The sequence below is a fragment of the Aeromicrobium sp. Root236 genome (assembly GCF_001428805.1).
Taxonomy (GTDB): Bacteria; Actinomycetota; Actinomycetes; order Propionibacteriales; family Nocardioidaceae; genus Aeromicrobium.
In genome coordinates this window covers 2,605,666-2,629,696 of the sequence record NZ_LMIS01000001.1, presented here as the reverse complement: position 1 = coordinate 2,629,696, position 24,031 = coordinate 2,605,666, and the positions used below count along the sequence as shown (strand labels likewise).

The 24,031-nt window shown below is 68.0% G+C and carries 22 protein-coding genes; 11 read left to right on the top strand and 11 right to left on the bottom strand.

What is annotated here, in order from left to right:
• The first annotated feature begins 60 nt into the window (after positions 1–60).
• Genes ASE12_RS13245 through ASE12_RS13235 form a run of 3 tightly spaced genes read left to right on the top strand, consistent with a single transcriptional unit; the run spans position 61 to position 3,238 of the window.
• Complete coding sequence (locus ASE12_RS13245; RefSeq protein WP_056401385.1) at positions 61–1,020, top strand: Zn-ribbon domain-containing OB-fold protein; 960 nt, start codon at positions 61–63, stop codon at positions 1,018–1,020.
• 35 nt (positions 1,021–1,055) lie between these two features.
• On the top strand, positions 1,056–2,072 hold the full coding sequence (locus ASE12_RS13240) for a thiolase domain-containing protein (protein ID WP_235508909.1): 1,017 nt from the start codon (positions 1,056–1,058) through the stop codon (positions 2,070–2,072).
• Positions 2,072–3,238, top strand: a complete 1,167-nt coding sequence (locus ASE12_RS13235) for a thiolase domain-containing protein (RefSeq protein WP_056401379.1) — start codon at positions 2,072–2,074, stop codon at positions 3,236–3,238. Before ASE12_RS13240 ends, ASE12_RS13235 begins: the two co-directional genes overlap by 1 nt.
• Before the next feature lie 83 nt (positions 3,239–3,321).
• Here ASE12_RS13235 and ASE12_RS13230 read toward each other — a convergent pair whose 3' ends face one another.
• Entirely contained in the window at positions 3,322–5,865 is a 2,544-nt protein-coding gene (locus ASE12_RS13230; RefSeq protein WP_157412922.1) for a hypothetical protein, read from the bottom strand.
• A 358-nt stretch (positions 5,866–6,223) separates the two neighbouring features.
• A complete protein-coding gene (locus ASE12_RS13225; RefSeq protein ID WP_056401376.1) occupies positions 6,224–7,468 on the bottom strand; it encodes a cytochrome P450 in 1,245 nt (414 codons plus the stop codon).
• Positions 7,469–7,570: 102 nt separating this feature from the next.
• Between ASE12_RS13225 and ASE12_RS13220 the strand changes: the two genes are divergently transcribed.
• The 3 genes from ASE12_RS13220 to ASE12_RS13210 are packed head-to-tail and all read left to right on the top strand — an operon-like array spanning position 7,571 to position 11,921.
• Positions 7,571–8,734, top strand: coding sequence for a steroid 3-ketoacyl-CoA thiolase (locus ASE12_RS13220; protein WP_056401374.1), 1,164 nt, complete (start codon positions 7,571–7,573; stop codon positions 8,732–8,734).
• A gap of 14 nt (positions 8,735–8,748) precedes the next feature.
• Entirely contained in the window at positions 8,749–10,368 is a 1,620-nt protein-coding gene (locus tag ASE12_RS13215) for a GMC family oxidoreductase (RefSeq protein WP_056401371.1), read from the top strand.
• Complete coding sequence (locus tag ASE12_RS13210) at positions 10,365–11,921, top strand: succinic semialdehyde dehydrogenase (protein WP_056401367.1); 1,557 nt, start codon at positions 10,365–10,367, stop codon at positions 11,919–11,921. Before ASE12_RS13215 ends, ASE12_RS13210 begins: the two co-directional genes overlap by 4 nt.
• On the opposite strand, the gene ASE12_RS13205 is transcribed toward ASE12_RS13210, so the two are convergent.
• From ASE12_RS13205 to ASE12_RS13190, 4 genes are read right to left on the bottom strand one after another with little or no spacing between them, the layout of a single operon-like run.
• Positions 11,918–12,379 (bottom strand): SRPBCC domain-containing protein, encoded by a 462-nt coding sequence (locus ASE12_RS13205; protein WP_056401363.1) that lies wholly within the window; start codon positions 12,377–12,379, stop codon positions 11,918–11,920. The genes ASE12_RS13210 and ASE12_RS13205 overlap by 4 nt on opposite strands.
• Complete coding sequence (locus ASE12_RS13200; RefSeq protein WP_056401360.1) at positions 12,376–13,152, bottom strand: SDR family oxidoreductase; 777 nt, start codon at positions 13,150–13,152, stop codon at positions 12,376–12,378. Before ASE12_RS13200 ends, ASE12_RS13205 begins: the two co-directional genes overlap by 4 nt.
• Positions 13,149–14,303, bottom strand: coding sequence for a sulfotransferase (locus ASE12_RS13195; protein WP_056401358.1), 1,155 nt, complete (start codon positions 14,301–14,303; stop codon positions 13,149–13,151). The genes ASE12_RS13200 and ASE12_RS13195 overlap by 4 nt, the downstream gene beginning before the upstream one ends.
• Positions 14,300–15,391 carry a DUF1214 domain-containing protein gene (locus ASE12_RS13190; protein ID WP_056401354.1) on the bottom strand — a complete coding sequence of 364 codons (1,092 nt, stop codon included), beginning with the start codon at positions 15,389–15,391 and terminating at the stop codon, positions 14,300–14,302. Before ASE12_RS13190 ends, ASE12_RS13195 begins: the two co-directional genes overlap by 4 nt.
• Before the next feature lie 161 nt (positions 15,392–15,552).
• Here ASE12_RS13190 and ASE12_RS13185 point away from each other — a divergent pair, with 161 nt between their 5' ends.
• The 5 genes from ASE12_RS13185 to ASE12_RS13165 are packed head-to-tail and all read left to right on the top strand — an operon-like array spanning position 15,553 to position 19,797.
• Entirely contained in the window at positions 15,553–16,338 is a 786-nt protein-coding gene (locus tag ASE12_RS13185) for an SDR family NAD(P)-dependent oxidoreductase (RefSeq protein WP_200955022.1), read from the top strand.
• A 60-nt stretch (positions 16,339–16,398) separates the two neighbouring features.
• Positions 16,399–17,490 carry a dihydrodipicolinate reductase gene (locus tag ASE12_RS13180; protein WP_056401351.1) on the top strand — a complete coding sequence of 364 codons (1,092 nt, stop codon included), beginning with the start codon at positions 16,399–16,401 and terminating at the stop codon, positions 17,488–17,490.
• Positions 17,487–17,972 carry a carboxymuconolactone decarboxylase family protein gene (locus tag ASE12_RS13175; protein ID WP_056401348.1) on the top strand — a complete coding sequence of 162 codons (486 nt, stop codon included), beginning with the start codon at positions 17,487–17,489 and terminating at the stop codon, positions 17,970–17,972. Before ASE12_RS13180 ends, ASE12_RS13175 begins: the two co-directional genes overlap by 4 nt.
• The gene (locus tag ASE12_RS13170) at positions 17,969–19,045 is read left to right on the top strand and encodes a diacylglycerol kinase (RefSeq protein WP_056401347.1); all 1,077 of its coding nucleotides are present in this window, start codon (positions 17,969–17,971) and stop codon (positions 19,043–19,045) included. The genes ASE12_RS13175 and ASE12_RS13170 overlap by 4 nt, the downstream gene beginning before the upstream one ends.
• Complete coding sequence (locus tag ASE12_RS13165) at positions 19,042–19,797, top strand: SDR family NAD(P)-dependent oxidoreductase (protein WP_056401344.1); 756 nt, start codon at positions 19,042–19,044, stop codon at positions 19,795–19,797. The genes ASE12_RS13170 and ASE12_RS13165 overlap by 4 nt, the downstream gene beginning before the upstream one ends.
• Positions 19,798–19,932: 135 nt before the next feature.
• Here the strand turns inward: ASE12_RS13165 and ASE12_RS13160 are convergent, their stop codons facing one another.
• From ASE12_RS13160 to ASE12_RS13140, 5 genes are all read right to left on the bottom strand, one after another.
• On the bottom strand, positions 19,933–21,315 hold the full coding sequence (locus tag ASE12_RS13160; protein WP_056401341.1) for an LCP family protein: 1,383 nt from the start codon (positions 21,313–21,315) through the stop codon (positions 19,933–19,935).
• A 118-nt stretch (positions 21,316–21,433) separates the two neighbouring features.
• The gene (locus ASE12_RS13155) at positions 21,434–21,904 is read right to left on the bottom strand and encodes a nitroreductase family deazaflavin-dependent oxidoreductase (RefSeq protein WP_056401340.1); all 471 of its coding nucleotides are present in this window, start codon (positions 21,902–21,904) and stop codon (positions 21,434–21,436) included.
• A 9-nt stretch (positions 21,905–21,913) separates the two neighbouring features.
• Positions 21,914–22,300 carry a hypothetical protein gene (locus ASE12_RS13150; protein ID WP_056401338.1) on the bottom strand — a complete coding sequence of 129 codons (387 nt, stop codon included), beginning with the start codon at positions 22,298–22,300 and terminating at the stop codon, positions 21,914–21,916.
• Between the two features lie 80 nt (positions 22,301–22,380).
• Positions 22,381–23,262 carry an SDR family oxidoreductase gene (locus ASE12_RS13145; protein WP_056401336.1) on the bottom strand — a complete coding sequence of 294 codons (882 nt, stop codon included), beginning with the start codon at positions 23,260–23,262 and terminating at the stop codon, positions 22,381–22,383.
• Entirely contained in the window at positions 23,259–24,029 is a 771-nt protein-coding gene (locus ASE12_RS13140; protein ID WP_056401333.1) for an SDR family oxidoreductase, read from the bottom strand. The genes ASE12_RS13145 and ASE12_RS13140 overlap by 4 nt, the downstream gene beginning before the upstream one ends.
• Positions 24,030–24,031 lie beyond the last annotated feature (2 nt).

The following is a 24,031-nucleotide window of genomic DNA, read 5'->3' as shown; positions in this document are numbered from 1 at the left end:
GTTCCAGTTTTGAGGAATGTCCACTTGCCGCCAAAACTAGAACATGTTTCACTTTGGTCCATGACTGAGACCGGGACCTTGCATGCACCGATGAAGGTCGAGTTCGACTACACCCGGTCCCTCGGACCCACGCTCTCTGAGTTCATGACCGGCCTCAAGCGCCGGCAGATCCTCGGCGGCGTGCTGTCCGACGGGACCATCGCCGTACCTCCCCCCGAGTTCGACGCCGAGACGTACGAGCCGATCACCGAGATGGTGCCGGTGCAGGACGTCGGCGTCGTGCAGACCTGGGCCTGGGTGCCCGAGCCGGTGGCCGGCCAGCCGCTCGACCGGCCGTTCGCGTTCGCCCACATCCTGCTCGACGGCGCCGACCGTCCGCTGCTCCACGCGGTCGCGGTCGACTCGCCGGACCAGATCGAGACCGGGCTGCGCGTACAGGCCGTCTGGGCCGACGAGCCGGTCGGAGCCATCACCGACATCCGCTGGTTCGAGCCGGCGAGCGATGCCGCCGCGACCACGCCCGGACCCGAAGGCGGCGAGGAGGTCACCGGCATCATCTCGCCGGTGCACCTCGCGTACGACTTCGCCGCCTCCCCCGAGGAGTCGAAGTTCTTCCGCGGCCTCGCCGAGGGCAAGATCCTCGGCCAGCGGTGCCCCACGTGCGGCAAGGTGTACGTCCCGCCGCGCGGCGCATGCCCCGTCGACGGGGTGCCGACGACGACCGAGGTCGAGGTGCCGGACACCGGCATCGTCACGACGTTCTGCATCGTCAACGTGCCGTTCCTCGGCCAGAAGATCACGCCGCCGTACGTCTCGGCCTACATGCTGCTCGACGGCGCCGACATCGCGTTCCTGCACCTCCTGCTCGGCGTGGATCCTGCGGACGTACGCATGGGGATGCGGGTCAAGGCGGTCTGGAAGCCCCGCGATGAGTGGGGCACCACGATCGAGAACATCAGCCACTTCGAGCCGACCGGGGAACCGGACGCCGACTTCGAGACATACAAGGTGCACCTGTGAGAGATGTAGCGGTTGTTGGCTTTGCCCAGCGGCAGATGAAGGAGTTCGACGGGTCTCCCACCTGCGTCGAGCTGCTCGTGCCGATCTTCGCGGAGCTGTTCGAGCAGACCGGCTGGACCAAGTCGGACATCGGCTTCTGGTGCTCGGGATCGAGCGACTACCTCGCCGGCCGATCGTTCTCGTTCGTGTCGGCCGTCGACGCGATCGGCGCCCTGCCGCCCGTCATGGAGTCGCACGTCGAGATGGACGCCGCGTGGGCGCTCTACGAGGCCTGGGTCAAGATCCAGACCGGACTCGTCGACACGGCGCTCGTCTACGGCTTCGGCAAGTCCAGCGCCGGTCAGCTGCGCCGCATCATGTCGCTGCAGATGGACCCGTACACCGTGACACCTCTGTGGGCCGATGCCGTGTCCGTCGCCGCGATGCAGGCCCGCTCCGGGCTCGAGGGCGGCGTCTGGGACCAGGACCAGATGGCAGCGGTGGTCGCCCGTTCGATGAGCGACGCGACCGGCAACGAGCACGCCATACGATCCAAGGCCACATCGGTCGAGGACGTGCTGGCCCAGCCCGTGTACGCCGACCCGCTCCGCCGCTGGGACTGCGCGCCGGTCTCCGACGGCGCCGCGGCGATCGTCATCTCAGCCTCCGACGCACCGGCGTTCGACCGGCTCAACGGCCCCGCCGCGTGGATCACCGGCATCGAGCACCGCATCGAGCCGGGCGCGCTCAGCAACCGCGACCTCACGGTGTCGACCAGCACCGCTTCTGCCGGAGCGGCCGTCGGTGTCGACGGCGTCGACCTCGCCGAGCTGCACGCCCCGTTCTCCCACCAGGAGCTAATCCTGGGCTCGGCCCTGGGCCTCGGCGACGACGTACGGGTCAACCCGTCGGGCGGCGCGCTGACCGCCAACCCCATGTTCACCGCCGGGCTCAACCGGATCGGCGAGGCGGCACGGCAGATCTGGGCCGGCTCGTCGCAGCGCGCCCTCGCGCACGCCACCTCGGGTCCCGCCCTGCAACAGAATCTCGTGATGACGATGGAGGCTCGCTGATGAGCACGTTGGCTGCAGTGGTCGGCGTGGGCCAGACCCACCACCGGGCGAAGCGCGGGGACGTGTCGATGGCCGGGCTCCTGCGGGAGGCGGTCGACCGCGCCCTCGCCGACGCCGAGCTGACGTTCGCCGACATCGACGCGATCGTCATCGGCAAGGCGCCCGACCTGTTCGAGGGCGTCATGATGCCCGAGCTCTACCTCGCCGAGGCGCTCGGAGCTGCCGGCAAGCCACTGCTGCGGGTGCACACCGCCGGCTCGGTCGGCGGATCGACGGCGATCGTCGCGGCATCGCTCGTCGAGGCCGGCATCCACGAACGCGTGCTGACCGTGGCGTTCGAGAAGCAGTCGGAGTCCAACGCCATGTGGGCGCTGTCGATCGCGGTGCCGTTCATCATGCCGGTGCACGCCGGCGCGGGCGGCTACTTCGCGCCCCACGTGCGGTCGTACATCCGCCGCTCCGGCGCACCCACGCACATCGGTGCGATCGTCGCGGCGAAGGATCGGCAGAACGCTGTCAAGAACCCGTTCGCCCACCTGCAAAACCCCGACACCACGGTCGAGTCGGTCATGGCGTCACAGATGCTGTGGGACCCGATCCGCTACGACGAGACGTGCCCCTCCTCCGACGGCGCGTGCGCACTGGTCATCGCCTCAGAGGCGGCCGTCGAGCGGTCCGGCATCAAGAACCCGGCCTGGATCCACGGCACCCAGATGCGCAGTGAGCCGACGACGGCGGCCGAGCGCGATCAGGTCAACCCGCACGCCGGCCGCGAGGCTGCCGCCGCGCTCTGGAAGCAGGCCGGCATCACCTCACCGATCGACGAGATCGACTGCGCCGAGATCTACGTGCCGTTCTCGTGGTTCGAGCCCATGTGGCTGGAGAACCTCGGATTCGCCGAGCAGGGCGGCGGGTGGAAGCTCACCGAGGCCGGCGAGACCCGCATCGAGGGCCGCATCCCGGTCAACATGAGCGGCGGCGTGCTGTCGTCCAACCCGATCGGCGCGAGCGGCATGCTGCGGTTCGGCGAGGCAGCGCTGCAGGTCATGGGCGAGGCCGGCGAGCACCAGGTCGACGGCGCCCGCAAGGCGCTGGGCCACGCGTACGGCGGCGGCTCCCAGTTCTTCGCGATGTGGGTCGTCGGAGCCGACAAGCCGAGTCACTGAATCACCAGTGTTGGCCGGCTTGCCCATCAAACGCCTGGCCAGACTCAATCCCTCGCGCCCGTTGAGATCGGCGCGGCCGGAGATCAGCCCACCGAGTCCGCGTCGGGGTTACCACCGCCAGGTTCCTGTTCGACGGTTTGTGCGACCCCAAATCGGAACACCCGCGGAGCCTCGCCGGGCCACACAACGAAATACTCGCCAGTCTCGACCCGCACTTGCGGCTGGTCCCCACCAAGGACATCCTCGAACACTCCGAGGGCGATCGACGTTTCGCCGACCGGCGTGAGGCCTTCCTTCTCCTCCGGACCCCGACTGGAGGCCAGCGTGGTTCGTCGGTCAAAGAGGATCGCCTCACGATCGAGGACGGCGCTTTCGATGTGTGTAACCCGGGCGAGTGCGTCCCGAAACTCGGCCGAGTACCATCCACCGATGTCCATTAGTCCCCCGTAGGGGGTCAGCAAGATGTAGTGCTGAGCTTCGTCCTCGAGGGTGTTGATCCTGTCGATGATGGCCTGGGCAGAAGGGTCAAGAAGTCCGCCCTGGAGCGAGCGGAGTTCGTCAATAATCTTCCGCTCTTCACCATCAGCGAAGCCGCGAGCGATGATCTCGCCGAGATCCTTCGGATCGGCGTACGTCTGGTTGAACATTTTGTCGACGAGATAGTTCTTGGGAACCCGGAAGTTCATCCCAAGGATAGGCACCGATTCATCAGCCAATTCCGGAACGTCGCTCACGTCTGGGATTAGAGCGGCGAGCCGTTGACCCGTATCCATCGTCTCGCGGATAGCGTTTGCGAGTGCCTCGACCCGGTCCGCCGAGATCGGCTCTTCAGCCAGCCCCGCATCCTCGAGATGGTCCCACTTCTCGATCTCCTCCATGAACTTCTGCTTCAAAAGGTGCTCTTGAGCAGTCAGGTCATGCTCAGCGTCAGAGAGAAGTTGCAGGAAACGTTTGTATTCAGACGCCGTTTCCTGATCCTCTGCTGGCGGCAGTGACCCGTGCGACGAGGCGAGTGCGGCAACCTCCGCACGATCGATGTAGTGAGAGAGCTGGAGCGCCTGCGCGCGGCTCGATCCCGAGACCGTCATCTCCCACCAGTCCCAGCGACTGAACGGCGCTACCCCACGCTCGGCCAACGTCCGCGCCCTTAGGATTTCTGACCAGTTGCCACGTGGTGTCACCAACAATCGAAGCTCGGGATCGGCGGGATTACGCTCGTCATTCTTGTCAGCCAGGTATTCCATCCATCCTGAGAGAACCAGTTGGCCAGCTCGAACGTGGTCGCGGCCCGAGCCGTGACGATCGGCGAATTCGAAGAGTCCGCTCAACTCCTCGGCTGCCAACTTGGCGGCTTTCACGTCACGAGCGTCAAGGCCCAACTTCACAAGCTCGACCATCGCCCACGTCGCCCGAACGTGGAGATCCTCTCGATCGTCGACAGCCGAGTATGAATACGCGGCCAGATTCTGAACACAAGTCGAGATACGTGAAGGCAAGGACTCGAACTCACTGCCTCCGTAGCGGAGGAGGTCGAACCACAGCCTCGTGAAACTTCTCAGGCACTCATCCACATACTCCGTCGATCCGGCCTGAGGTGCCTCAAGCGCACGAGTCATCGCTTGAGTGATGAATAGTCCGGCTGCCCGCGGCGACAGCAAGGCGTCCTGCTCAACTTCACCAATACTGCGGAAGAGCCAGTCGCGGCGAGTAAATGAAGCACGGCGCGACGGATCGGGACCCTCGAGCTGTGCCAGCCAGACACCCCGGACAACTTGCGCAAGCAACTCCATCGCCCTTTCCGCAGTGGCAAAAGCTCCAGTGCGCAGGTTCGTTCCGATGGCGTCCTTCAAGTTGGCGATCTCTCGGTCGGTCTCCTCGTCGGGTGTGACCGAGCCCGAAACCTCAAACTCAATCGCTGATTGAAGTAGCCGAACCAGTTCAACTTGGGCCGCGTCGTCGAGCTCCTGGGAGGTGCTTACATTGAAAGCCGTCTCGCCCGGACGGGTACGGTCGCCCGGTTCGATGAACAGCGCGATCTCAGGCGGAGTGTAGAGATCCGCATCCTCGCTCGAAGTCGGGCCATCTTCGGTCGCACGTGGCCCGAGGGAGTCGAGTGCTCGACGGAGAATCTTGGGTTTGATGGTTTTCACGACTAGACCAGCCTGCGGAACCTGCACCCGCAGAGAGACCGTCGAGCCCTTCAAACTTCCAAACGTAGGCGACGAGGTGACAAGCCCCTCAAGCTGCTTTCGCGCGTCGGCGTATTTGCGAGACACCGAGTCCAGGCGACTGGACAGAGTTTCCACGAGTGACAGCCGAACAACCTCGTCGAGCAGCGACGGGTGGCCGAATAGTTTCATCAGCCTTACGGTCGACAAAACGAGCAAGACAACCGTGGGACTGAACCAGGTCAACGCAACCCCGACCACACCGAGGCCGCTCGGCAACCAGATCGTTTCGATAGCAATGACTGCGTTCGCGACTAGCCCTACACCAACGAACCAGCCCGCCCATATGTAGTCCAGAACCCGCCCTCGGGACGCCCCGATGGCCAACGGCGCCTCGGCGAACAGTTGGGCGGCGATAGCGAGACCCGCGAATCCGACCGACAGGAAAGTCGTCTGCACCTGCCACAGAATTCCGTCTCCACCCCTCGAAGCGGGCATGTGCTGCTTTAGCCAACATAGGTCGCCCCCGTAGTGCGCCAAGGCAAGCAGCACGACGCTCAGCACGAACGCAAATGCAAGGAATGAGACGCCGCGCCATTTCATATCGTGCGGCCACGCGCGACTGCCGTCCGCGCACCTAGGTCTGTCACGGAAGAAGGTTATCGTCGCAGAAGCCGGTCCGTGCCGGAATAGTCTGACTCACACCCATCCGACACACGTCGCCCAATAGTAGCTGCGGCGGAGTCATCGTTGACGATAGAGACGACGCGAACCGACGCACTGGTCCGCAGACATCTGCGGCCAAATCTCGGGGACTCTAGACGTACTGGACCGGGAGCTCCTTGATGCCGTTGATCCAGCCGTGGCGGAGGCGCTTGGCCTCGCCGAGCTGCTTGATGTCGGGCAACCGGTCGGCGAGTGTGTTGAACATGATCTCGACCTCGAGCCGGGCCAGGTTGGCGCCGATGCAGTAGTGCGCACCGTGGCCGCCGAACGAGAGGTGCGGGTTGGGGCTGCGGGTGATGTCGAACGTGTTGGGGTCGGTGAAGACCTCTTCGTCGTGGTTGGCGCTGGCGTAGTAGAGGCCCACGCGCTCGCCCTTCTTGACCTCGACGTCGCCGACCATCACGTCGTTGATCGCGGTGCGCTGGAACGTCGTGACCGGGGTGGCCCAGCGGATGACTTCGTCGACCATGGTCGAGGGACGCTCGGCCTTCCACAGCTCCCACTGGTCGGGGTGCTGGAAGAACGCGTTCATGCCGTGCGTGATCGCGTTGCGGGTGGTCTCGTTGCCGGCGACCGCCAGCATGATGACGAAGTAGCCGAACTCGTCCTCGCCGAGCTGGCCGTGGCCGTCGACGTCGGCGGTGATGAGCTTGGTGATGATGTCGTCCTGCGGGTTCTTGCGACGCTCTTCGGCGAGGCCCATGGCGTAGACCAGGATCTCGGCGGCGGCCTCGTCGGGGTTGCCCTCGAAGTCGGGGTCGTCGAACGACATCATCGTGTTGGACCAATCGAAGAGCTTGCCGCGATCCTCCTGCGGTACGCCCATCAGGTCGGCGATCGCCTGCAGCGGCAGCTCCGACGCGACCTCGTTGACGAAGTCGCCCGAGCCCTTGGCGATGGCCTCGTCGACGATGTTGTTGGCGCGCTGGACGAGGACGTCGTGCTGGGCGTTGATCGAGCGCGGGGTGAAGCCGCGGCTGATGATCTGGCGGATCTTGGTGTGGTCCGGCGGATCCTGGTTGATCAGCATGATGCCCTGCAGCTCGACCTGCTCGCGGGTCATGTCCGGGGCGAACCGGATGATCGCACCGTTCTCCTGGCTCGAGAAGTTCTTGCTGTCCTTGGACACCGCGGACACGTCGGCGTGCTTGCTGACGGCCCAGAAACCTTCGCCGTTGAAGCCGGCGCGGGACTCCGGCGCCTGCTCGACCCACCACACCGGGGCCGTACGCCTCAGCTCCGCGAACTCGTCGAGCGGCACACCCGTCTGACAGAGGTCAGGGTCGGTGGGGTCGAAACCGGCGGGAATGGCGGGGGCAGCGGGCGACGCGGTCACATGGGCTCCTAGATTTCTATAACACGTTCTAGTTCATCCTGACACGACTTGCGGCGATTCGGAAGGCTTGTGCAAGACGAGAACGTGTTCTAGTTTTACCCCATGGGTACCCCCGTGATCGTCGATGCTGTCCGCACGCCCTTAGGCAAGAAGAACGGTGTGCTGGCCGGCGTCCACCCCGCCGTGCTCCTGGGCCTGACGCAGGCCGAGGTCATCTCGCGCGCCGGCATCGACGCGGAGCTCGTCGAGCAGGTCATCGGCGGCTGCGTCACGCAGGCGGGCGAGCAGTCCAACAACATGGTGCGCCGCGCGTGGATGCACGCCGGCCTCCCCAACGCCACCGCTTCGACCGCGATCGATGCCCAGTGCTCCTCGGCACAGCAGGCGACCCACCTCGTCCACGCCATGATCGGCGCCGGGCTCATCAAGGCCGGCATCGCGTGCGGCGTCGAGTCGATGTCGCGCGTGCCGCTGGGAGCCAACGTCCCCGAGGGCACGGGCTCGCCCCGCCCCGACGGCTGGTCGATCGACCTGCCCAACCAGTTCGAGGGCGCCGACCGCATCGTCCGCGATCGCGGATTCTCCCGGGCCGAGGTCGACGCGTTCGGGCTCTGGTCGCAGGAGAAGGCCGCAGCAGCGCGCGACGAGGGCCGGTTCGCCCGCGAGATCTTCGCGATCAAGGCGCCGGTGCTCGGTGAGGACGGCCAGGACACCGGGGACACCCAGCTCGTCGACGCGGACCAGGGCATCCGCGAGACCTCGCTCGAACGTCTCGCCGGTCTCAAGCCCGTGCTGCCCGACGGCACGCATACCGCCGGCACCTCGTCGCAGATCTCCGACGGCGCCTCGGCGCTGCTGCTCATGGACTCCGACCTCGCCGCATCCCTCGGACTCAAGCCCCGCGCCCGCATCGTGGCCTCGTGCCTGGTCGGCGCCGATCCGTACTACCACCTCGACGGACCCGTGCAGGCGACCGAGAAGCTCCTCGCCGACACCGGCATGTCCATCGGTGACATCGACATCTGCGAGGTCAACGAGGCGTTCGCCGGCGTCGTGATGTCGTGGGCCAAGGTCCACGCCGTGCCCGAGGACAAGATCAACGTCAACGGCGGGGCCATCGCGCTCGGCCACCCCGTCGGCTCGACCGGCACCCGCCTGCTGACCACCGCGCTGCACGAGCTCGAGCGCCGCGACGCCACCACCGCCCTGATCTCGATGTGCGCCGGCGGCGCACAGGCGTCAGGCACCATCATCGAACGCATCTGACCAGAAGGACTGCCATGACCGACAAGAACTCCCTGCGCGACGAGGCCGACTACGTCGTCGTGGGCGCCGGCAGCGCAGGCTCCGCCGTCGCGTCGCGACTCGCCGCCTCCGGCGCCTCGGTCATCCTGCTCGAGGCGGGCAAGAAGGACTCGGCGTTCCTCGTCACGAAGCCTGGGATGATCGGGCCAATGCACGCCGTCCCCCAGCTCAAGAAGACCGTCGACTGGGGCTACTACACGACCCCGCAGGAGCACCTCAACGGTCGCAAGCTGCCGCAGCCGCGTGGCAAGGTCGTCGGCGGCTCGAGCTCGATCAACGGCCTCCTCTGGGTGCGCGGACACCGCGCCAACTACGACTCCTGGGCGGCCGAGGGCAACACCGGCTGGGACGCCGACTCGGTCAACACGGCGTACAAGCGCGTCGAGGACTTCGAGGACGGCGCCAACGACTACCGCGGCGCCGGCGGGCCGATCAAGGTCTCGCGCCACACCCAGCCGACCGAGGCGTCGCTGCAGTTCCAGCAGGCCGCCGCCGACACGTTGGGCGTCAAGATCCTCAAGGACTACAACGCTGCCGAGCAGGAGGGCGTGAGCACGTTCCAGCAGAGCGCCGGGGGCGGCAAGCGCTACTCCTCGTCGCGCGGCTACATCACCGAGGCGGACCGGCCGACGCTCAGCGTGCAGCCCGAGATCACGGTGCAGCGCGTCGTGATCGAGAACGGTCGAGCCACCGGCGTCGAGGTCGTGGACAAGCGCGGCAGGACCCGCACGGTCCGCGCCGGCAAGGAGGTCATCCTCTCGGCCGGCGTGTTCGGCTCCGCACAGCTGTTGATGCTCTCGGGTGTCGGTCCAGCCGGGCACCTCGCCGAGCACGGCATCGAGGTCAAGGCCGACCTCCCCGTCGGCGACAACCTGCACGACCACATGTTCGTGCCGACCACGTGGGTCATGCCGAACGCTCTCCACCGCGGCAAGGCGTCCTACTTCGCACGCGGCCTCGCCAAGGAGCTCACCCGTGGCGGCTCCTTCCTCGAGAACTCCGTGTTCGAGACGGTGGCCTTCGTCCGTACGTCGCTGGCCACCGACGTGCCAGACCTCCAGATCCACGTGCTCCCCTGGGCGTACCCGTCGCCCAACCAGGACGCGCCGATCCGCCACCAGGTCGACACGCGTGCGGCTCTGACCGTGATGTCGACGCTCATCTATCCGCGCAGCCGCGGCACGTTGCGGCTCGCGTCCAACGATCCGAGTGCGGCTCCGCTCATCGACATGAACTACCTGGCCGAGGCCGGTGACCGACAGGTCCTCCTCGAAGGCGTCGAGATGATCCGCGAGATCATGAAGTCGGCCGCCTTCGGCGACAACGTGAAGTCCGAGCTTCACCCCGGCGTCAAGCTCGACGCCGCGGCGATGAAGACCGAGGTGCTCAACCGCGCCACCAGCGTCTATCACGGTGTGGGCACGTGCCGCATGGGCGTCGACGAGCGCGCCGTCGTCGGTCCTGACCTCAAGGTCCGGGGCATCGACGGCCTCCGCGTCGCCGACGCATCGATCATGCCGTCGATCATCGGCGGCAACACCAACGCACCGTCGATCATGATCGGCGACCAGGCTGCGGAGCTGATCCTGCGATGACCACGCGACCTGCGAGCCTGACGCCGGAGTTCCTCGACGGCCTCGTCCAGCGCGTGCCCGGCACGACCGGCAACACGTGGAAGCTGACGGAGGTCTACACCGGCGACCTGCTCGTCGAGCTGCCGCAGTCGTCCCCCGCTGACATCAAGCAGGCCTTCGACGCCGCGCGCGCGGCGCAGCAGGTCTGGGGCTCGTGGTCGCTGCGCAAGCGGCTCAAGGTGCTGAAGAAGTTCCACGCACTCGTGCTCGACAACCAGTACCTCATCACCGACCTCATCCAGGCCGAGAGTGGCAAGAACCGGCGGATGGCGTTCGAGGAGTCCTGCGACGTGCCGATGGGCACGAGCCACTACATCAAGCGCGCGCCGTCGGTGCTCAAGGACCGCAAGCACGCCGGCCCGATCCCCGTCCTGTCGCACTCGACCGAGGTGCGGCGCCCCAAGGGCGTCGTCGCGATCATCGCGCCCTGGAACTTCCCGTTCGCCACCGGCATCTCCGACACGATCCCGGCGCTGATCGCCGGCAACGGTGTCGTGGTGAAGCCCGACAACAAGACGGCCCTCTCGCCGCTGTTCGGCGTACGACTGCTGGAGCAGGCCGGCATGCCCAAGGGACTCGTGCAGGTCATCTGCGGCGAAGGACCCGACGTCGGCGGCCCGATGCTGGAGAACGCCGACTACGTCATGTTCACCGGCTCGACCGCCACCGGACGAATTATCGGCGAGCTCGCCGGCAAGCATCTCATCGGCGCCTGCCTGGAGCTCGGCGGCAAGAACCCCATGCTGGTCCTCGAGGACGCCAACGTCGACGAGGCCGTGCACGCGGCGCTGTTCGGCGGCTTCGGCAACTCCGGCCAGATCTGCATGCACATCGAGCGCCTGTACGTGCACGACTCGATCTACGACGAGTTCCGCGACAAGTTCGTCGCCGCCACCGAGGCGATGCAGATCGGCGCCACGTACGACTTCGGCCCCGACATCGGTTCGCTCGTCTCGGTCGACCACCGTGACCGCGTCGCCTCGCACGTCGACGACGCCCGCGCCAAGGGTGCGACGGTCCTGACCGGTGGCAAGGCGCGGCCCGACCTCGGCCCCGCGTTCTACGAGCCCACGATCCTCGAGGGCGTCACCCAGGACATGCTGGCCGGCTCGACCGAGACGTTCGGCCCCGTCGTCGGGCTCTACCGCTTCTCGACCGAGGACGAGGCGATCGCCCTCGCCAACGACACCGACTACGGCCTCAACGCCAGCGTCTGGAGCAAGGACGTCAAGCGCGGCCTGGCGGTCGCCCGGCGCATCGACTCGGGCAACGTCAACGTCAACGACATCCTCGCCACCGCGTACGCCTCCAAGGGCTCACCGTCGGGCGGCCTGAAGCAGTCCGGCGTCGGCGCCCGCCACGGCGACCAGGGGCTGCTGAAGTACACCGACGCCCAGAACATCGCCCTGCTCAAGAAGCAGGTCATGGAGCCGAAGGCCGGTCAGTCGTACGAGGCCTACGCGAAGCAGACCCAGTCGGGCCTGCGGTGGATGCGCAAGACCCGCCTGCGCTAGGTCGTACGGATCAACGCTTCGGCTCGGGCCTTCAGGGCGTACGCCACCGAGTCGAAGCCGGCGCGCACCCACTCGCCGTTGAGCTCCATGACCAGGCCCGCGTGCTCGCCGCTCAGGGTGTCGGTCGTGTAGTAGGAGCAGCGATCAGGGCCGAGCTCGTTGATCCACTGGTCGCGGATGGCGTGGATGCCCTCCATCTCGTCACCGGTGTCGTAACGCAGGTGGTGCGGCGGGTCGACGATGCGGATGAACTCGCGGTTGACGAACGTCCCCTCCGACCCGTCGGGGTTGTTGAGCGTCAGGTCGATCCGGTCGTCGAGCTCCAGGCTCGTCTCGACCGCGACCGTGTACGGATTCCACTCCGGGTAGCGCGGGTAGTCGACCAGCACGTCCCACACGAACGCTGCCGGCGCCTCGATCTCCACGGTCACCGAGGTGATGATGTGCGGCGCGGTCATGCGGGCATGTACTCCCCGCCGTTGACGTCGAGCACCGCACCGGTGACCTCCGAGGCCAGGTCGGACAGCAGGTAGAGGATCGCGCCGGCGCAGGCCTCGTCGGTCGGGATCCGGCCGAGCGGGTTGCGCGACGCGATGTCGTCGTAGACCTCCTGCTCCGTGATGCCCTTCTCCTCGGCGGTCATCGTCAGGTAGAACCGCACGCCGGGACCGTCGAGCCAGCCCATGATCGCCTGGTTGACGCGGATGCCCTTCTCGCCGAGCTCGAGCGCCATGTACTGGGAGGCACAGCCCATCGCTGCCTTCGCCATCGCGTACCCGCCCTCGCCACGCATCGGCACGCGTGTGGACATGGTGCCGACGTTGACGATCGAACCGCCGCCCGTCATGTGCGGCACGGCAGCGCGGCTCATCCCCAGCGATCCGTAGAGGATGATGTCCATCGCCCGGCGCAGCGCCTTGTCGGGAGTGTCGAGCAGGTCGGTGAAGCCGGGGTGCCCGTACGCGCTGTTGACCAGGCCGCTGACCTTGCCGTAGCGCTCGACGGCGGTGGCCACGACGCGCTCGACGTCCTCCTCCTTGCGTACGTCGCACTGCACCGCGACGGCGTCGCCACCGGCCGCAGTGATCTCCTTGACGACCTGCCCGGTGACGCCGTCGGACCGCGCAGCGAGCACGACCTTGGCACCCTCCGCAGCGGCGCGGGTCGCGAGCTTGGCGCCGAGTCCGGCTCCGACGCCCGACACGATGACGACCTCGTCCTTGAGGATCATGACGACAGCTCCTTCTCATAGAACGCGAAGTCCTGCTCGAGCCCGGCCTCGGTGAGCCCGAAGTCCTCGGCGGTGTAGGTGTGCGAGCCGTGCCGCTGCTCCTGGTTGCGCTCCATGTACGCCTCCAGGGCCTCGCGATCGGCCGGCAGCCCGAGCTCGCCCATGACCTTGGTCGCGGTGCCGACCGGGTCCGAGACGGTGTCCTGGAACGTCACGTCGACGAACCGGTCGGGCCGGGCAGCGCGCACCACGGCGTACTCCTGCAGCGCCGTGACGAAGCGGTCGCGCCAGTACGGTCCGACCGCCTTGGGGTCGACGTCGTTGCTGTACTGCGACGAGATCGCGCCGACCATCGAGGCGTACGAGGGCACGGCCTTGGTGGGCGAGCGGTGCGTCATGACGATCTTGCAGCCGGGGAACGTGTCGAGGACCGTGTCCACGGCGGTGAGGTGGTGCGGTGACTTGAGGATCCATGGCTTGCCGTCGCGGTCGGGGCTCTGCCACTGCAGGACCTGCAGCCACTCCTTGAGGTCGCGATAGGCCGGCGCCTGGTCGAACTCCCGCAGCCACAAGCCGTACGTCGGGACCCAGTAGAACGAGTCGTAGCTCATCGACGTGAACGTGCGGTCGAGCAGGATGACGTCCTCCTCGGGACCGTCCCACTCGATCGTGTGGATGTCGCCGAAGTCGGGCGCCATCTCCAGGAACATCTCGTAGCGGTCGCGCGCCTTCTTCTTGCGCAGCTCGGCGTCGGGGCTCTCGTCGGGGAACGGAAGCGGGTACGACGTCTCCCACGACAACGTCGAGGTGACCTCCGGCGACGAGGCGAGGAGACGATGCAGCAGCGTCGATCCCGTGCGCGGCAGGCCGCAGATCTCGGCGGCGACCACGACCTCCTCGTCGAGGATCTCGGGGTGCTCGGCCTGCAGCTGCTTGAGGCGCAGGCGATCGGCCAGCGACGCGACGAGGCGGCGACGGGTCAGGTCGAGGCCGAGCTCCGACAGCTTGGCCTCGACGACGAGCGCCGAGGTCAGCACCGACAGCGGCTCGACGAACCAGTCGTCGCCGTAGTCGTTGAGGCCGGTCTTGTCGCGCGCCGCGGCGAGCAGCCCGTCGACGTCCAGCGCGCGGGCGGTCTCGGCGGTCGTCATGGTGCCTCCAGGTCAATTTGCCCAAGATCCTGCACAGTGCACTTGGGCAAGGGGTGGTGGTCGGCGCCGAGCCAGCGCAGCAACGCCGTACCGCTCGTGTGGCCGCAGGTGTCGATCCAGTTGCCCCAGCCCGGGTCCTTGTCGGCGACGACGATCGTGAGCCGGCCGTCGTCGAGCACGGCGGTGTGCTTGTTGATCGTGATCCTGCGCTCGTGGTCGAGCGACTCCATCCACCAGTTGTCGAGCTGGAAGTTCCAGTAGGGGCAGTCCGGCACCTCGGTCTCGATGACCCAGGCCTGACCGGGCTCGAGCGTCCAGTAGCCGTGCAGGTAGAAGATCTCGGGATCGCCGCCGGCCTTCTGGAACATCTCCTGGCCGAAGTCGGGCATCTCGTTGGGCCGGGTCATGAACATCTCGGTCCAGCTCGCGAACAGCGCCGCCGTGCCGTGCAGCGAGAACGCAGCCGTGGCGAGCGCCTTGGCCAGGTGCGCGGGGTCGAGCTCCTTGCGCTCGATCGGGTCACCGATCCGTTCGATGTGCCACTGGCCGGGGACCTCGGTCGTACGGTCGAGGTACGTCTGCCGCACCACGAGCCCGGTCGAGTCCGGCGCGAGCGGCAGCCAGTTCTTGTCGTGCGGCGTGGCGCTGGCGATGATCTCGACGGTGCCGTCGGGCTCCACCACCAGGTCGCGGTCGGAGATCTCGCCGGTCGACGCCATGGTGCCGTCGATCGCGTAGCGGTTGGCCTTGGAGCCGATGCTGAAGTACGCGATCGAGCCACGGGTGCCGGTGATCCGGTAGGTCCGGTCGCCGCGGATGTTGGCCGACAGGTAGACGTTGTCGGGGTTGTCGGCGCCGAGCTTGACCCGGTCGAGCTCGTGCAGCCTCGGGAAGTCGGGGTCGGCGTTCTCGACGGTCGTGTAGAGCATCTCCCGCAGCAGGCGCGTCAGGTAGCGGTAGCCCTCGGCCCGGTCGAGGGGCGTGTCCGGCGCGGTATCGCGCAGGATGACCTCGCCCGCCTGCTCCAGCGCCCGGCAGAAATCGGTCCACGCCTGCCCGGAGGACACCTCTGCGGCTCCGCCTGTCATGCCGACACGTCCGTGAAGAACGCACGATACGGACATGTCGGCACGACGTACCTTTGATTCGCTCGCTGGCGCTCGCTCATGCCACCTCCACGGTGAAATCTAGAACACGTTCTACCAGTTTCGCACACATCGGACAACCGGTCGGTAGAGTTCGGCACCTCATGAGTGACGACCTCTCGACCGACTTCGCCGGCCTGACCGGCGCCGCGCTCGTGGTGGGCGGTAGCGGCGGCCTGGGCGCCGAGATCGCGCGGTTGCTCGCGGCTCGCGGCAGCGACGTCGCGGTGACCTACCGCGGCAACGCGAATGCCGGCAGCGCGGTCGCCGAGGCAGCATCCGAGCTCGGCGTACGGTCATCGGCCCACCCGCTCGACGTCACGTCGGCCGACGACTCAGCCACCCTGCTGGCCGAGATCGCGCAGACGTACGGGGGGCTGCACACCCTCGTGTACGCCGCGGGCCCGCACGTGCCGATGGTGCACCTGTCGCGGGTGTCGCCGGCCGACTTCGCCGAGCAGCTGAGGCAGGACACCGTCGGGTTCTTCAACCTCGCACACCCGGCCCTGCCGTTGCTGCGCGAGGCTAAGGGCTCCATCGTCGCCGTCACGACGGCGGCGACCGCACGGTTCCCCGTACGGGATGGACTCTCGTCCGCGCCCAAGGGTGCCGTCGAGCAGCTCGTACGCGGGCTCGCCGCCGAGGAAGGTCGCTTCGGTGTCCGGGTCAATGCCGTGGGCCCGGGCATGCTCACCGACGGCATGGCCGCCCGGCTGATCGAGTCCGGCGAGCTCGACGACGCGGCGCTCGAGATCACGCGGGGCAACATCCCGCTGCGGCGCTTCGGCAACGCCGCCGACATCGCGGAGGCCGTGTGCTTCCTGGCATCGGCGCGGGCCGGGTTCATCACCGGCCAGAAGCTCGACGTCGACGGCGGCTACACCGTCTGAGCGTGTGAGCCGTTCACTGACACCTTCTCAAAAACTGAAACACGTTCTAGATTGGCCCCCATGAACGTACCGATTCGCACCGCCGTGTGGGGCACCGGCAACGTCGGGCGCGCGGCGATCCGCGCCGTCGACGCCCATCCCGGGCTCGAGCTGAGTGCCGTGATCGTCCACGACCCCGCCAAGGTGGGCCGCGATGCCGGCGACCTCGCGGACCTCGACCGTACGCTCGGGGTCGCCGCGACCGAGGACATCGAGGGCACGCTCGGCGGCATCGACGCCCTCGTCTACGCGGCGTCGGGCGAGATCCGGCCCCACGAGGCGCTCGCCGACATCAACCGGGCGATCGCCCTCGGCATCGTCGTCGTGACGCCGTCGCTCTACGGCATGTACGACCCCGACTCGGCACCTCCGGAGCTCCGCGACCCGGTGCACGCCGCGATCGCCGCCGGCGGTGGCTCGCTGTTCGTGTCCGGCATCGACCCGGGATGGGGCAACGACATCGTCCCGGTGCTGATCAGCGGCCTGGCAGCGACGATCGACCAGATCCGGTGCCAGGAGATCTTCGACTACACGACGTACGACCAGCAGGACTCCGTGCGCTACCTGATCGGGATGGGCCAGCCAATGGAGGAGGAGCCGCCGATGGTGGCGCCGACGATCCCGACCATGGTGTGGGGCGGCCAGGTCCGGCTCATCGCCAAGGCGCTGGGCGTCGAGGTCGACGAGATCACCGAGCACGTGGAGCGCCGCGAGCTCGACGAGACGGTCGAGAACGCCGCGATGGGGACGTTCGAGAAGGGCACCCAAGGCGCGCTGCGCTTCGAGGTGCAGGGCATCGTCGACGGCGAGGCGCGCATCGTCGTCGAGCACGTCACCCGCATCCACCCGTCGTGCGCGCCGGACTGGCCGTCACCGCCGGACGGAGGCGACGGCGTGCACCGCGTCGTCATCGAGGGCAGACCGCGCATCGAGGTCAACATCGAGGCCACCGACGAGGGCGGCAACCGTGCAGCCGGCGGCAACGCCACCGCGGTGGGTCGCATCGTCAACGCGATCCCTTGGCTCGTCGAGGCCGAACCCGGCCTCTACGACGCCCTGCAGGTCCCCCTGACGCCGGGCGTCGGCAAGCTCTCGAGATTGGCCACCGCATGATCATCGACGTGCCCGAGGGCAAGGACCCCATCAATTACGTCTGGGGCGAGATGGTCCCCGAGATCGGCGGTGCCGCGGCGACGCTGGCGCTCAAGGTCTACTCCGACTCGACGCTCGGGCTTCGCGAGTTCGAGGCCGCCCGGCTGCGCATCGCGCAGATCAACGGCTGCCTGTTCTGCCAGGACTGGCGCACCGAGCGCGACGGCGAGAAGGTCGAGGACACGTTCGACGAGGCGGTGCAGGACTGGCGTACGACCGACGCGTTCGACGCGCGTACGCGTTTGGCCGCGGAGTACGCCGAGCTCTACGCGTCCGACCACCACAGCATCGACGACGAGTTCTGGAGGCGGATGCTGGCCGAGTACGACCAGCGCGAGATCGTCGAGCTCAGCATGTGCCTCGGCTCGTGGCTGTCGTTCGGCCGGCTCAACCGCGTGCTCGGCCTCGACACCGCCTGCGTCCTGCCGTCGCACGTCGTATGACAACCCGCGTCGCGGTCTGGTCGACCGGCACCCTCGGGCGCCATGCGATCGCCGGCATCGACCGCAACCCCGACCTCGAGCTGGTCGGCGTGTGGGTCAGCGATCCGGCCAAGGACGGTCGCGACGCCGGTGACCTCGCCGGCCTCGGCCGCGACCTCGGCATCACTGCCAGCACCGACCGCGACGTCGTCCTGGCGGCGAGGCCCGACTGCATCGTCCACTGCGCCATGACGGACGACCGGGTGCTCGAGGCGTACGAGGACCTGGTCGGCTTCCTCGAGGCGGGCATCAACGTGGTCAGCAGCGGCCCGGTGATCCTGCTGTTCCCGGGCCCCGCGCTGCCCGAGTCGTTCTGGCAGCGGATCGAGGATGCCGGTCGTCACGGCGGGGCCAGCCTGCACGTCAACGGCATCGATCCCGGCTGGGCCAACGACGTCCTGCCGCTGCAGCTCCTCTCGTTGAGCCAGCGCATCGACCAGGTGCGCGTCATGGAGATCGCGGACTACTCGACGTACGACCAGGCCGTGTCGATGGGCGACATCTTCGGCTTCGGCGCGCCGCTCGACGAGGTCGCGCCGCTGTGGCAGCCAGGGATCCTGTCGATGGCGTGGGGCCCGGTCGTACGCCAGATGGCCGCCGCACTCGATGTCACCCTCGACGAGCCGCTCGTCGAGACCGTGGACCGGCGGCCGGCCGAGAGCGACCTCTCGACGGTGTGCGTCGACATCAAGGAGGGAACCATGGCGGCGGTCCGCTTCGAGGTGATCGGCATGGTCGACGGCGAGCCGCGGATCGTTCTGGAGCACGTGACCCGTACGCACCGCGACCAGGTCCCGGAGTGGCCCAGGCCGTCCAACGGTGACGGTTCCTACCGCCTCGAGATCACGGGAGAGCCCATGATGACCGTCGAGTTCACGCACCACGGCGAGCACGGCGACCACAATGTCAGCGGCATGATCATCACGGCGCAGCGCCTCGTGAACGCCGTGCCGGCTGTTGTCGCAGCGGAGCCCGGGCTGGTGACCGCGCTCGACCTGCCGCTCGTCACCGGCCGAGGACTGGTGACGTCATGACCGGCGCGTTCGACGGGCGGAGCATCCTCGTCACCGGCGCCTCGTCAGGGCTCGGCGCGGCGGCTGTACGGCGGTTCGCCGCCGGCGGCGGGCTCGTCTACGCCGCATCGCGCGACCAGGCGAAGCTCGCCGAGGTCGCCGAGTCCTGCGCCGACCTGCCCGGCGAGGTGCGATTCGGGCAGCTCGACGTGGCCTCTCGCGGGTCCTGCCGGGGGGCTGTCGCGGCGGCTGTCGAGGCGTACGGGCGGCTCGACGTGCTGGTCAACAACGCCGGCCGGCACGACTTCAGGCTGACGGCCGACGTCACCGAGGAGGAGTGGGACCACGACATCGCCCTCAACCTCAGCGGCGCGTTCCACCTCAGCCAGGCCGCGATCCCGCACCTGCTCGAGACCGGCGGCAACATCGTCAACGTCGCTTCGGTCGCCGGTGTCATGGGCGAGGCCTACTCGGCGGCGTACACGGCAGCCAAGCACGGCATCGTCGGGCTCACCAAGGCGTTGGCGGTGGAGTACCTCGACTCACCGCTGCGGGTGAACTGTGTCTGCCCCGGCGGCATGGACACCCCGCAGGCGCAGACCATCAGCGTCCCCGACGGCGCGGACTGGGAGCTCATCATGCGCGTCGCCGCGAAGCGCGGCTTGATGAGCGCCGACAGCGTCGCAGCCGTCGTCGTGTTCCTGGCCTCGGACGACGCGGCGTCGGTGCACGGCAGCATCCAGATGGTCGACCACGGCCACCTCGCCGGCTGACCTCACCCGTGGGCGGTGACCTGCTCGCCCTTCAGACATCGGAGGCGGTGACCTGCTCGCCCTTCAGAGGTGGTGACCTGCTCGCCCTTCAGAGGTGGTGAAAGGCGACCCATCCACCGCCCCAGCGGGGGATCATCAGCTGCAGAGCGAGCCGCTGGCCGTACGGGTCGTGGCCTTGATCGCGTCCGGCGTGACCGGCTCGAAGCCCGCACTGACCCGGTCGGTCCCGACGATCAGCCACACGCCCGTCATGCCGCTGGGCTGCTCGACGATCTCGGCCTTGAAGCCGAACTTCTTGTTGAGCGCCTTGGCGGTCTTGAGCGCCTCGGGCGTGCTGTCGACGAAGATGCGCGTCCTGGCCGAGTTCTTCTGCGCCGACTCGACGCCCGAGACCACATAGCCCTCCTTGACCAGCGCGACCTGCGCCGACGAGGCGAGGCCCTGGGTGCCGGCGGCGTTGAGGATCTTGACCGGGGTCTTGGGCGTCTCGCTCTTGGCGTCCTCGCTCTCGACCGGGACCGCGCGATCCTTGGCGATCGAGGCGAAGATCGTGTCAGCATCGGCCGTCTTGACCACCCGGTTGGGGTCGCTCGGCGCAGCACCGTTGGGCATCGTGATGAACCGGATCTTGGAGTCCGGCACGGCCCTGGCCCGCTTGGCGAGACCCGTGAGCTTGGGGATCGACGAGATGCCCTCGTCGACCGTCATCGACGAGGTCAGGGCGTTGAGGAACTTGAACAGCCGGTCGGGACGAGTCAGCACACCCGCGCTGCGGGCCCGGCTGATGATCGCCGACATGACGACCTGCTGGTGCCCGAGGCGGCCGATGTCGCTGCCGTCACCGACGGCGTGGCGCGTACGGGCCAGTGCGAGGGTGTTCTTGCCGTTGAGCTTCTGCTTGCCGGCCGGCAGGTCGAGCTTGGCATCGGGGTCGACCATGGGCTTGTCGAGGCACACGTTGACGCCGCCGAGGGCGTTGACCATCGAGGCGAAGCCGTCGAAGTCCAGCTGCACGAAGTGGTCGATGTGGACGTTGCTCAGGGCCTCGACCGCGCGCACGGAGCACGCCGGGCCGCCTGCCAGCGCCGAGTTGATCATCAGGTTGGCGCCGCCGGGGAACGCGCCGCTTCCGGTGTCCTTGCAGGCCGGCAGCGTGGTGAGCGTGTCACGCGGGATCTGGACGGCCTCGACGCGCTTGTTGTCCTTGGCGAAGTGCACCAGCACCAGGGCGTCGCTGCGCTGCCCGGCCTCGTTGCCGTAGCCCTTGGACTTGAGCTTGCGGGAGTCCGAGCCGATGAACAGGATGTTGGTCGCGCCCTTGGGGGTGTCGTCCTTGACGACGTGGTCCTTCTTGTCAAGCGCCGCCGACGCGATGTTGCCGTTGAGCTTCCAGAACGCCGCAGCGCCGCCGATGCCGAGCACCAGCGCGAACACGGCGAAGCCGATCACGATGCGTCGCCAGACCCGCTTGGGGCGGCGCTCGCCCGAGGGCGTGGGTGGCGTGGCAGTGCTCGTCACGGGTTGATCTCCTGCAGGTTCGAGGGCCGATCGTGGACCGGCAGAATTACCTAGGATAGGAGTCAGACCTGAGAGAATCGTGTGAACGCGACGTGACGCTCCCCACCGTCCCTCCGGTTCACCGGGTCGGCGTCAGGCGGAACAGCTTGATCGTGCGGTCGGTGCGCTTCTCGTACATCAGGAAGTTGGGCCACGTCTCGACCATGAGCGACCAGGCGGCTGCGCGCTCGTCACCCTCGAGCCGGCGTACGACCATGGGAGTCTCACGCCGGCGGAAGTAGACCGTGACCTCGGACGTCGCCTCGACGTTCTTGACCCAGATCGGCTCCTTGGCGCCGCCGAAGTTCGAGCCGGCGATCAGGATGTCCCGGCCGTCGGGCACGCACAGGAGCGGCATGCTGCGTGGGATCCCGCTCTTGCGGCCGCGCACGGTGAGCACGAGGTTCGGCAGTCCGGCGATGTCGAGCAGGGTGAGCCGCCCACGGGTCACGCGCCGGATCAGGTTGTCGACCCACATGATCTGCGGCAGGTATCGGGGCAGCCACGGGATCGACCCCACCTTGACGGCGATCGGAGTGAGCAGTCCCATGCGGGAAGACTACGGCGCGACCGCGGAAGGCACCGGCCGGCACACGCCTCGCGACACGAGGCCATGCATGGACCGCAGCACGACCCATGCGGCGACGGCGGCCACCGCGCCGATGAGCGCTCCGCCAAGTCCTCGCCAGATCGTGCCGTCCTCGGCGCCGCTTCCGTACGTGAGCAACCCCCACCCGTAGCCCGCGACGAAGCCGGCGGCGATCGTGACCACGACCGTGGTCGCCAGGTGGGGCACGACGCTGTGCACGAGCACGGCCACCATCGACATGCCGAGGCCGAAGAGCCCCACGACGAGGTACGCCCCCAGGACTTCGCTCATGGAGGACAGGTCGAGCAGCAACACGTAGAGCGTGAAGGCCGTCATGGTCAGCAGCCACGTGGTCATGACCCGACGCAGCAGGCATTCGGCGCTGTGAGACATGACCCATGGGACCACGCATCCCTGGCACGCCGCCGGGAAATGGACTAGCTGACTCCGTAGACCGGCTCGGGATCGGCGCCCTCGGCGATCAGCTCGCGCAGCGCGGACCCGACCTCCGCGGTCTCCCAACGCCGGGCGGCGTCGCGGCGCGGGCCGTGGGTCCAGCCCTGTTCGAGGCAGATCTGGCCGCCCTCGATCTCGATGACCCGGCCGGTGACGTCGCCGGCCTCGACCGAGGCGAGCCAGGCCACCACGGGTGAGTTGTCCTCGGGCTCAGGCATCGCCGAGGTGTCGAACGCACCCTCGGTCATGCGGGTCCGGGCGACCGGGGCGATCGCGTTGACCGTCACGCCGTACCGGCCCATCTCGGCGGCGGCGACCAGGGTCATACCGGCGATGCCCGCCTTGGCCGCGGAGTATGTCGTCTGGCCAATCGAGCCCTGCAGGCCTGCGCCCGACGAGGTGTTGATGACGCGGGCTGCCCGCGTACGCCCTTCCTTCGACTCAGTCCGCCAGTACGCTCCCGCGTGCCGCAGCGGCGCGAAGTGGCCCTTGAGGTGCACCCGGATGACAGCGTCCCACTCCTCCTCGGAGGTGTTGACGAGCATGCGGTCGCGGACGAAGCCGGCGTTGTTGACCAGGATGTCGAGGCCGCCGAACGTGTCGATCGCCTGCTGCACCATCGCCTCGGCCTCGCCGAAGTCGGCGACATCCGCGCCGTTGGCCACGGCCTCACCGCCGAGGGCTTTGATCTCTGACACCACGGACTCCGCGGGCGACTCGGCGTCGGTCTCCCCTGCCAGCGAGACGCCGAAGTCGTTGACCACGACCTTGGCACCCTGCCGCGCCAGCTCGAGCGCGTGCGCCCGGCCGATGCCGCGGCCCGCGCCGGTGACGATCGCGATGCGGCCTTCAAGAAGGGTCATGAGTGCTGCTCCTTGGTGACGACGTGCAGGAAGACGGGGGGCTCGCCGCCGCCGTGGCAGGCGACGGTGGCACCGGAGACGTACGAAGCGAGGTCCGAGGCAAGAAACGCGGCGACCCGGCCCACCTCCTCGGGCTCGGCCATGCGCCCGAGCGGGATCGTGGCCTCGACCGCGGCGACGGTCGCATCGTCGCCGTAGTGGTCGGCGGTCTGCTCGGTGCGGCACAGGCCGACGTCGATGCTGTTGACCCGTACGCGCGGACCCCACTCGACGGCGAGGGTCCTGGTCAGCGAGTCCACCCCCGCCTTTGCCGCCCCGTACGACGCGGTGCCCGGCGAGGGCCGCAGTGCGGACACCGACGAGATGTTGACGACGGCGCCGCCGCCGGGCTGCTGCTGCATGACCACGTTGGCGGCCTTGGAGACCGTCAGCACCGCGGACAGGTTGAGGCCGAGGATCTTGTCGTCGAGGCGCGAGCTCGAGTCGGCCGCCAGGGCGTACGGCGCACCGCCCGCATTGTTGACCAGCACGTCGAGGCGGCCGTGCGACTCGACGACTCGTGCGACGAGTGCGGCGACGGCGTCCGGATCGCGTACGTCGCAGGTCAGGTGCTCGGTGCCCGCGACCGGATCGTCGACCGCCGACCGTCCGCAGGTGACGACCGTGGCGCCCGCCTCGACCAGGACGGCAGCGATGCCACGGCCGATCCCGCGGGAGCCGCCGGTGACCAGCGCGACGCGTCCGGAGAGGTCCAGGGCCAGAGTCATGC

Excerpts from the sequence above, each read along its gene's own strand:
- ASE12_RS13140 (WP_056401333.1), bottom strand. The coding sequence starts at position 24,029 with ATGACTCTGGCCCTGGACCTCTCCGGACGCGTCGCGCTGGTCACCGGC.
- ASE12_RS13215 (WP_056401371.1), top strand. The coding sequence starts at position 8,749 with ATGACCGACAAGAACTCCCTGCGCGACGAGGCCGACTACGTCGTCGTG.
- ASE12_RS13180 (WP_056401351.1), top strand. The coding sequence starts at position 16,399 with ATGAACGTACCGATTCGCACCGCCGTGTGGGGCACCGGCAACGTCGGG.
- ASE12_RS13150 (WP_056401338.1), bottom strand. The coding sequence starts at position 22,300 with ATGACCACGTGGCTGCTGACCATGACGGCCTTCACGCTCTACGTGTTG.
- ASE12_RS13245 (WP_056401385.1), top strand. The coding sequence starts at position 61 with ATGACTGAGACCGGGACCTTGCATGCACCGATGAAGGTCGAGTTCGAC.
- ASE12_RS13185 (WP_200955022.1), top strand. The coding sequence starts at position 15,553 with ATGAGTGACGACCTCTCGACCGACTTCGCCGGCCTGACCGGCGCCGCG.
- ASE12_RS13195 (WP_056401358.1), bottom strand. The coding sequence starts at position 14,303 with ATGACGACCGCCGAGACCGCCCGCGCGCTGGACGTCGACGGGCTGCTC.
- ASE12_RS13165 (WP_056401344.1), top strand. The coding sequence starts at position 19,042 with ATGACCGGCGCGTTCGACGGGCGGAGCATCCTCGTCACCGGCGCCTCG.
- ASE12_RS13205 (WP_056401363.1), bottom strand. The coding sequence starts at position 12,379 with ATGACCGCGCCGCACATCATCACCTCGGTGACCGTGGAGATCGAGGCG.
- ASE12_RS13200 (WP_056401360.1), bottom strand. The coding sequence starts at position 13,152 with ATGATCCTCAAGGACGAGGTCGTCATCGTGTCGGGCGTCGGAGCCGGA.
- ASE12_RS13220 (WP_056401374.1), top strand. The coding sequence starts at position 7,571 with ATGGGTACCCCCGTGATCGTCGATGCTGTCCGCACGCCCTTAGGCAAG.
- ASE12_RS13210 (WP_056401367.1), top strand. The coding sequence starts at position 10,365 with ATGACCACGCGACCTGCGAGCCTGACGCCGGAGTTCCTCGACGGCCTC.
- ASE12_RS13235 (WP_056401379.1), top strand. The coding sequence starts at position 2,072 with ATGAGCACGTTGGCTGCAGTGGTCGGCGTGGGCCAGACCCACCACCGG.
- ASE12_RS13170 (WP_056401347.1), top strand. The coding sequence starts at position 17,969 with ATGACAACCCGCGTCGCGGTCTGGTCGACCGGCACCCTCGGGCGCCAT.
- ASE12_RS13145 (WP_056401336.1), bottom strand. The coding sequence starts at position 23,262 with ATGACCCTTCTTGAAGGCCGCATCGCGATCGTCACCGGCGCGGGCCGC.
- ASE12_RS13175 (WP_056401348.1), top strand. The coding sequence starts at position 17,487 with ATGATCATCGACGTGCCCGAGGGCAAGGACCCCATCAATTACGTCTGG.
- ASE12_RS13240 (WP_235508909.1), top strand. The coding sequence starts at position 1,056 with ATGAAGGAGTTCGACGGGTCTCCCACCTGCGTCGAGCTGCTCGTGCCG.
- ASE12_RS13155 (WP_056401340.1), bottom strand. The coding sequence starts at position 21,904 with ATGGGACTGCTCACTCCGATCGCCGTCAAGGTGGGGTCGATCCCGTGG.
- ASE12_RS13190 (WP_056401354.1), bottom strand. The coding sequence starts at position 15,391 with ATGACAGGCGGAGCCGCAGAGGTGTCCTCCGGGCAGGCGTGGACCGAT.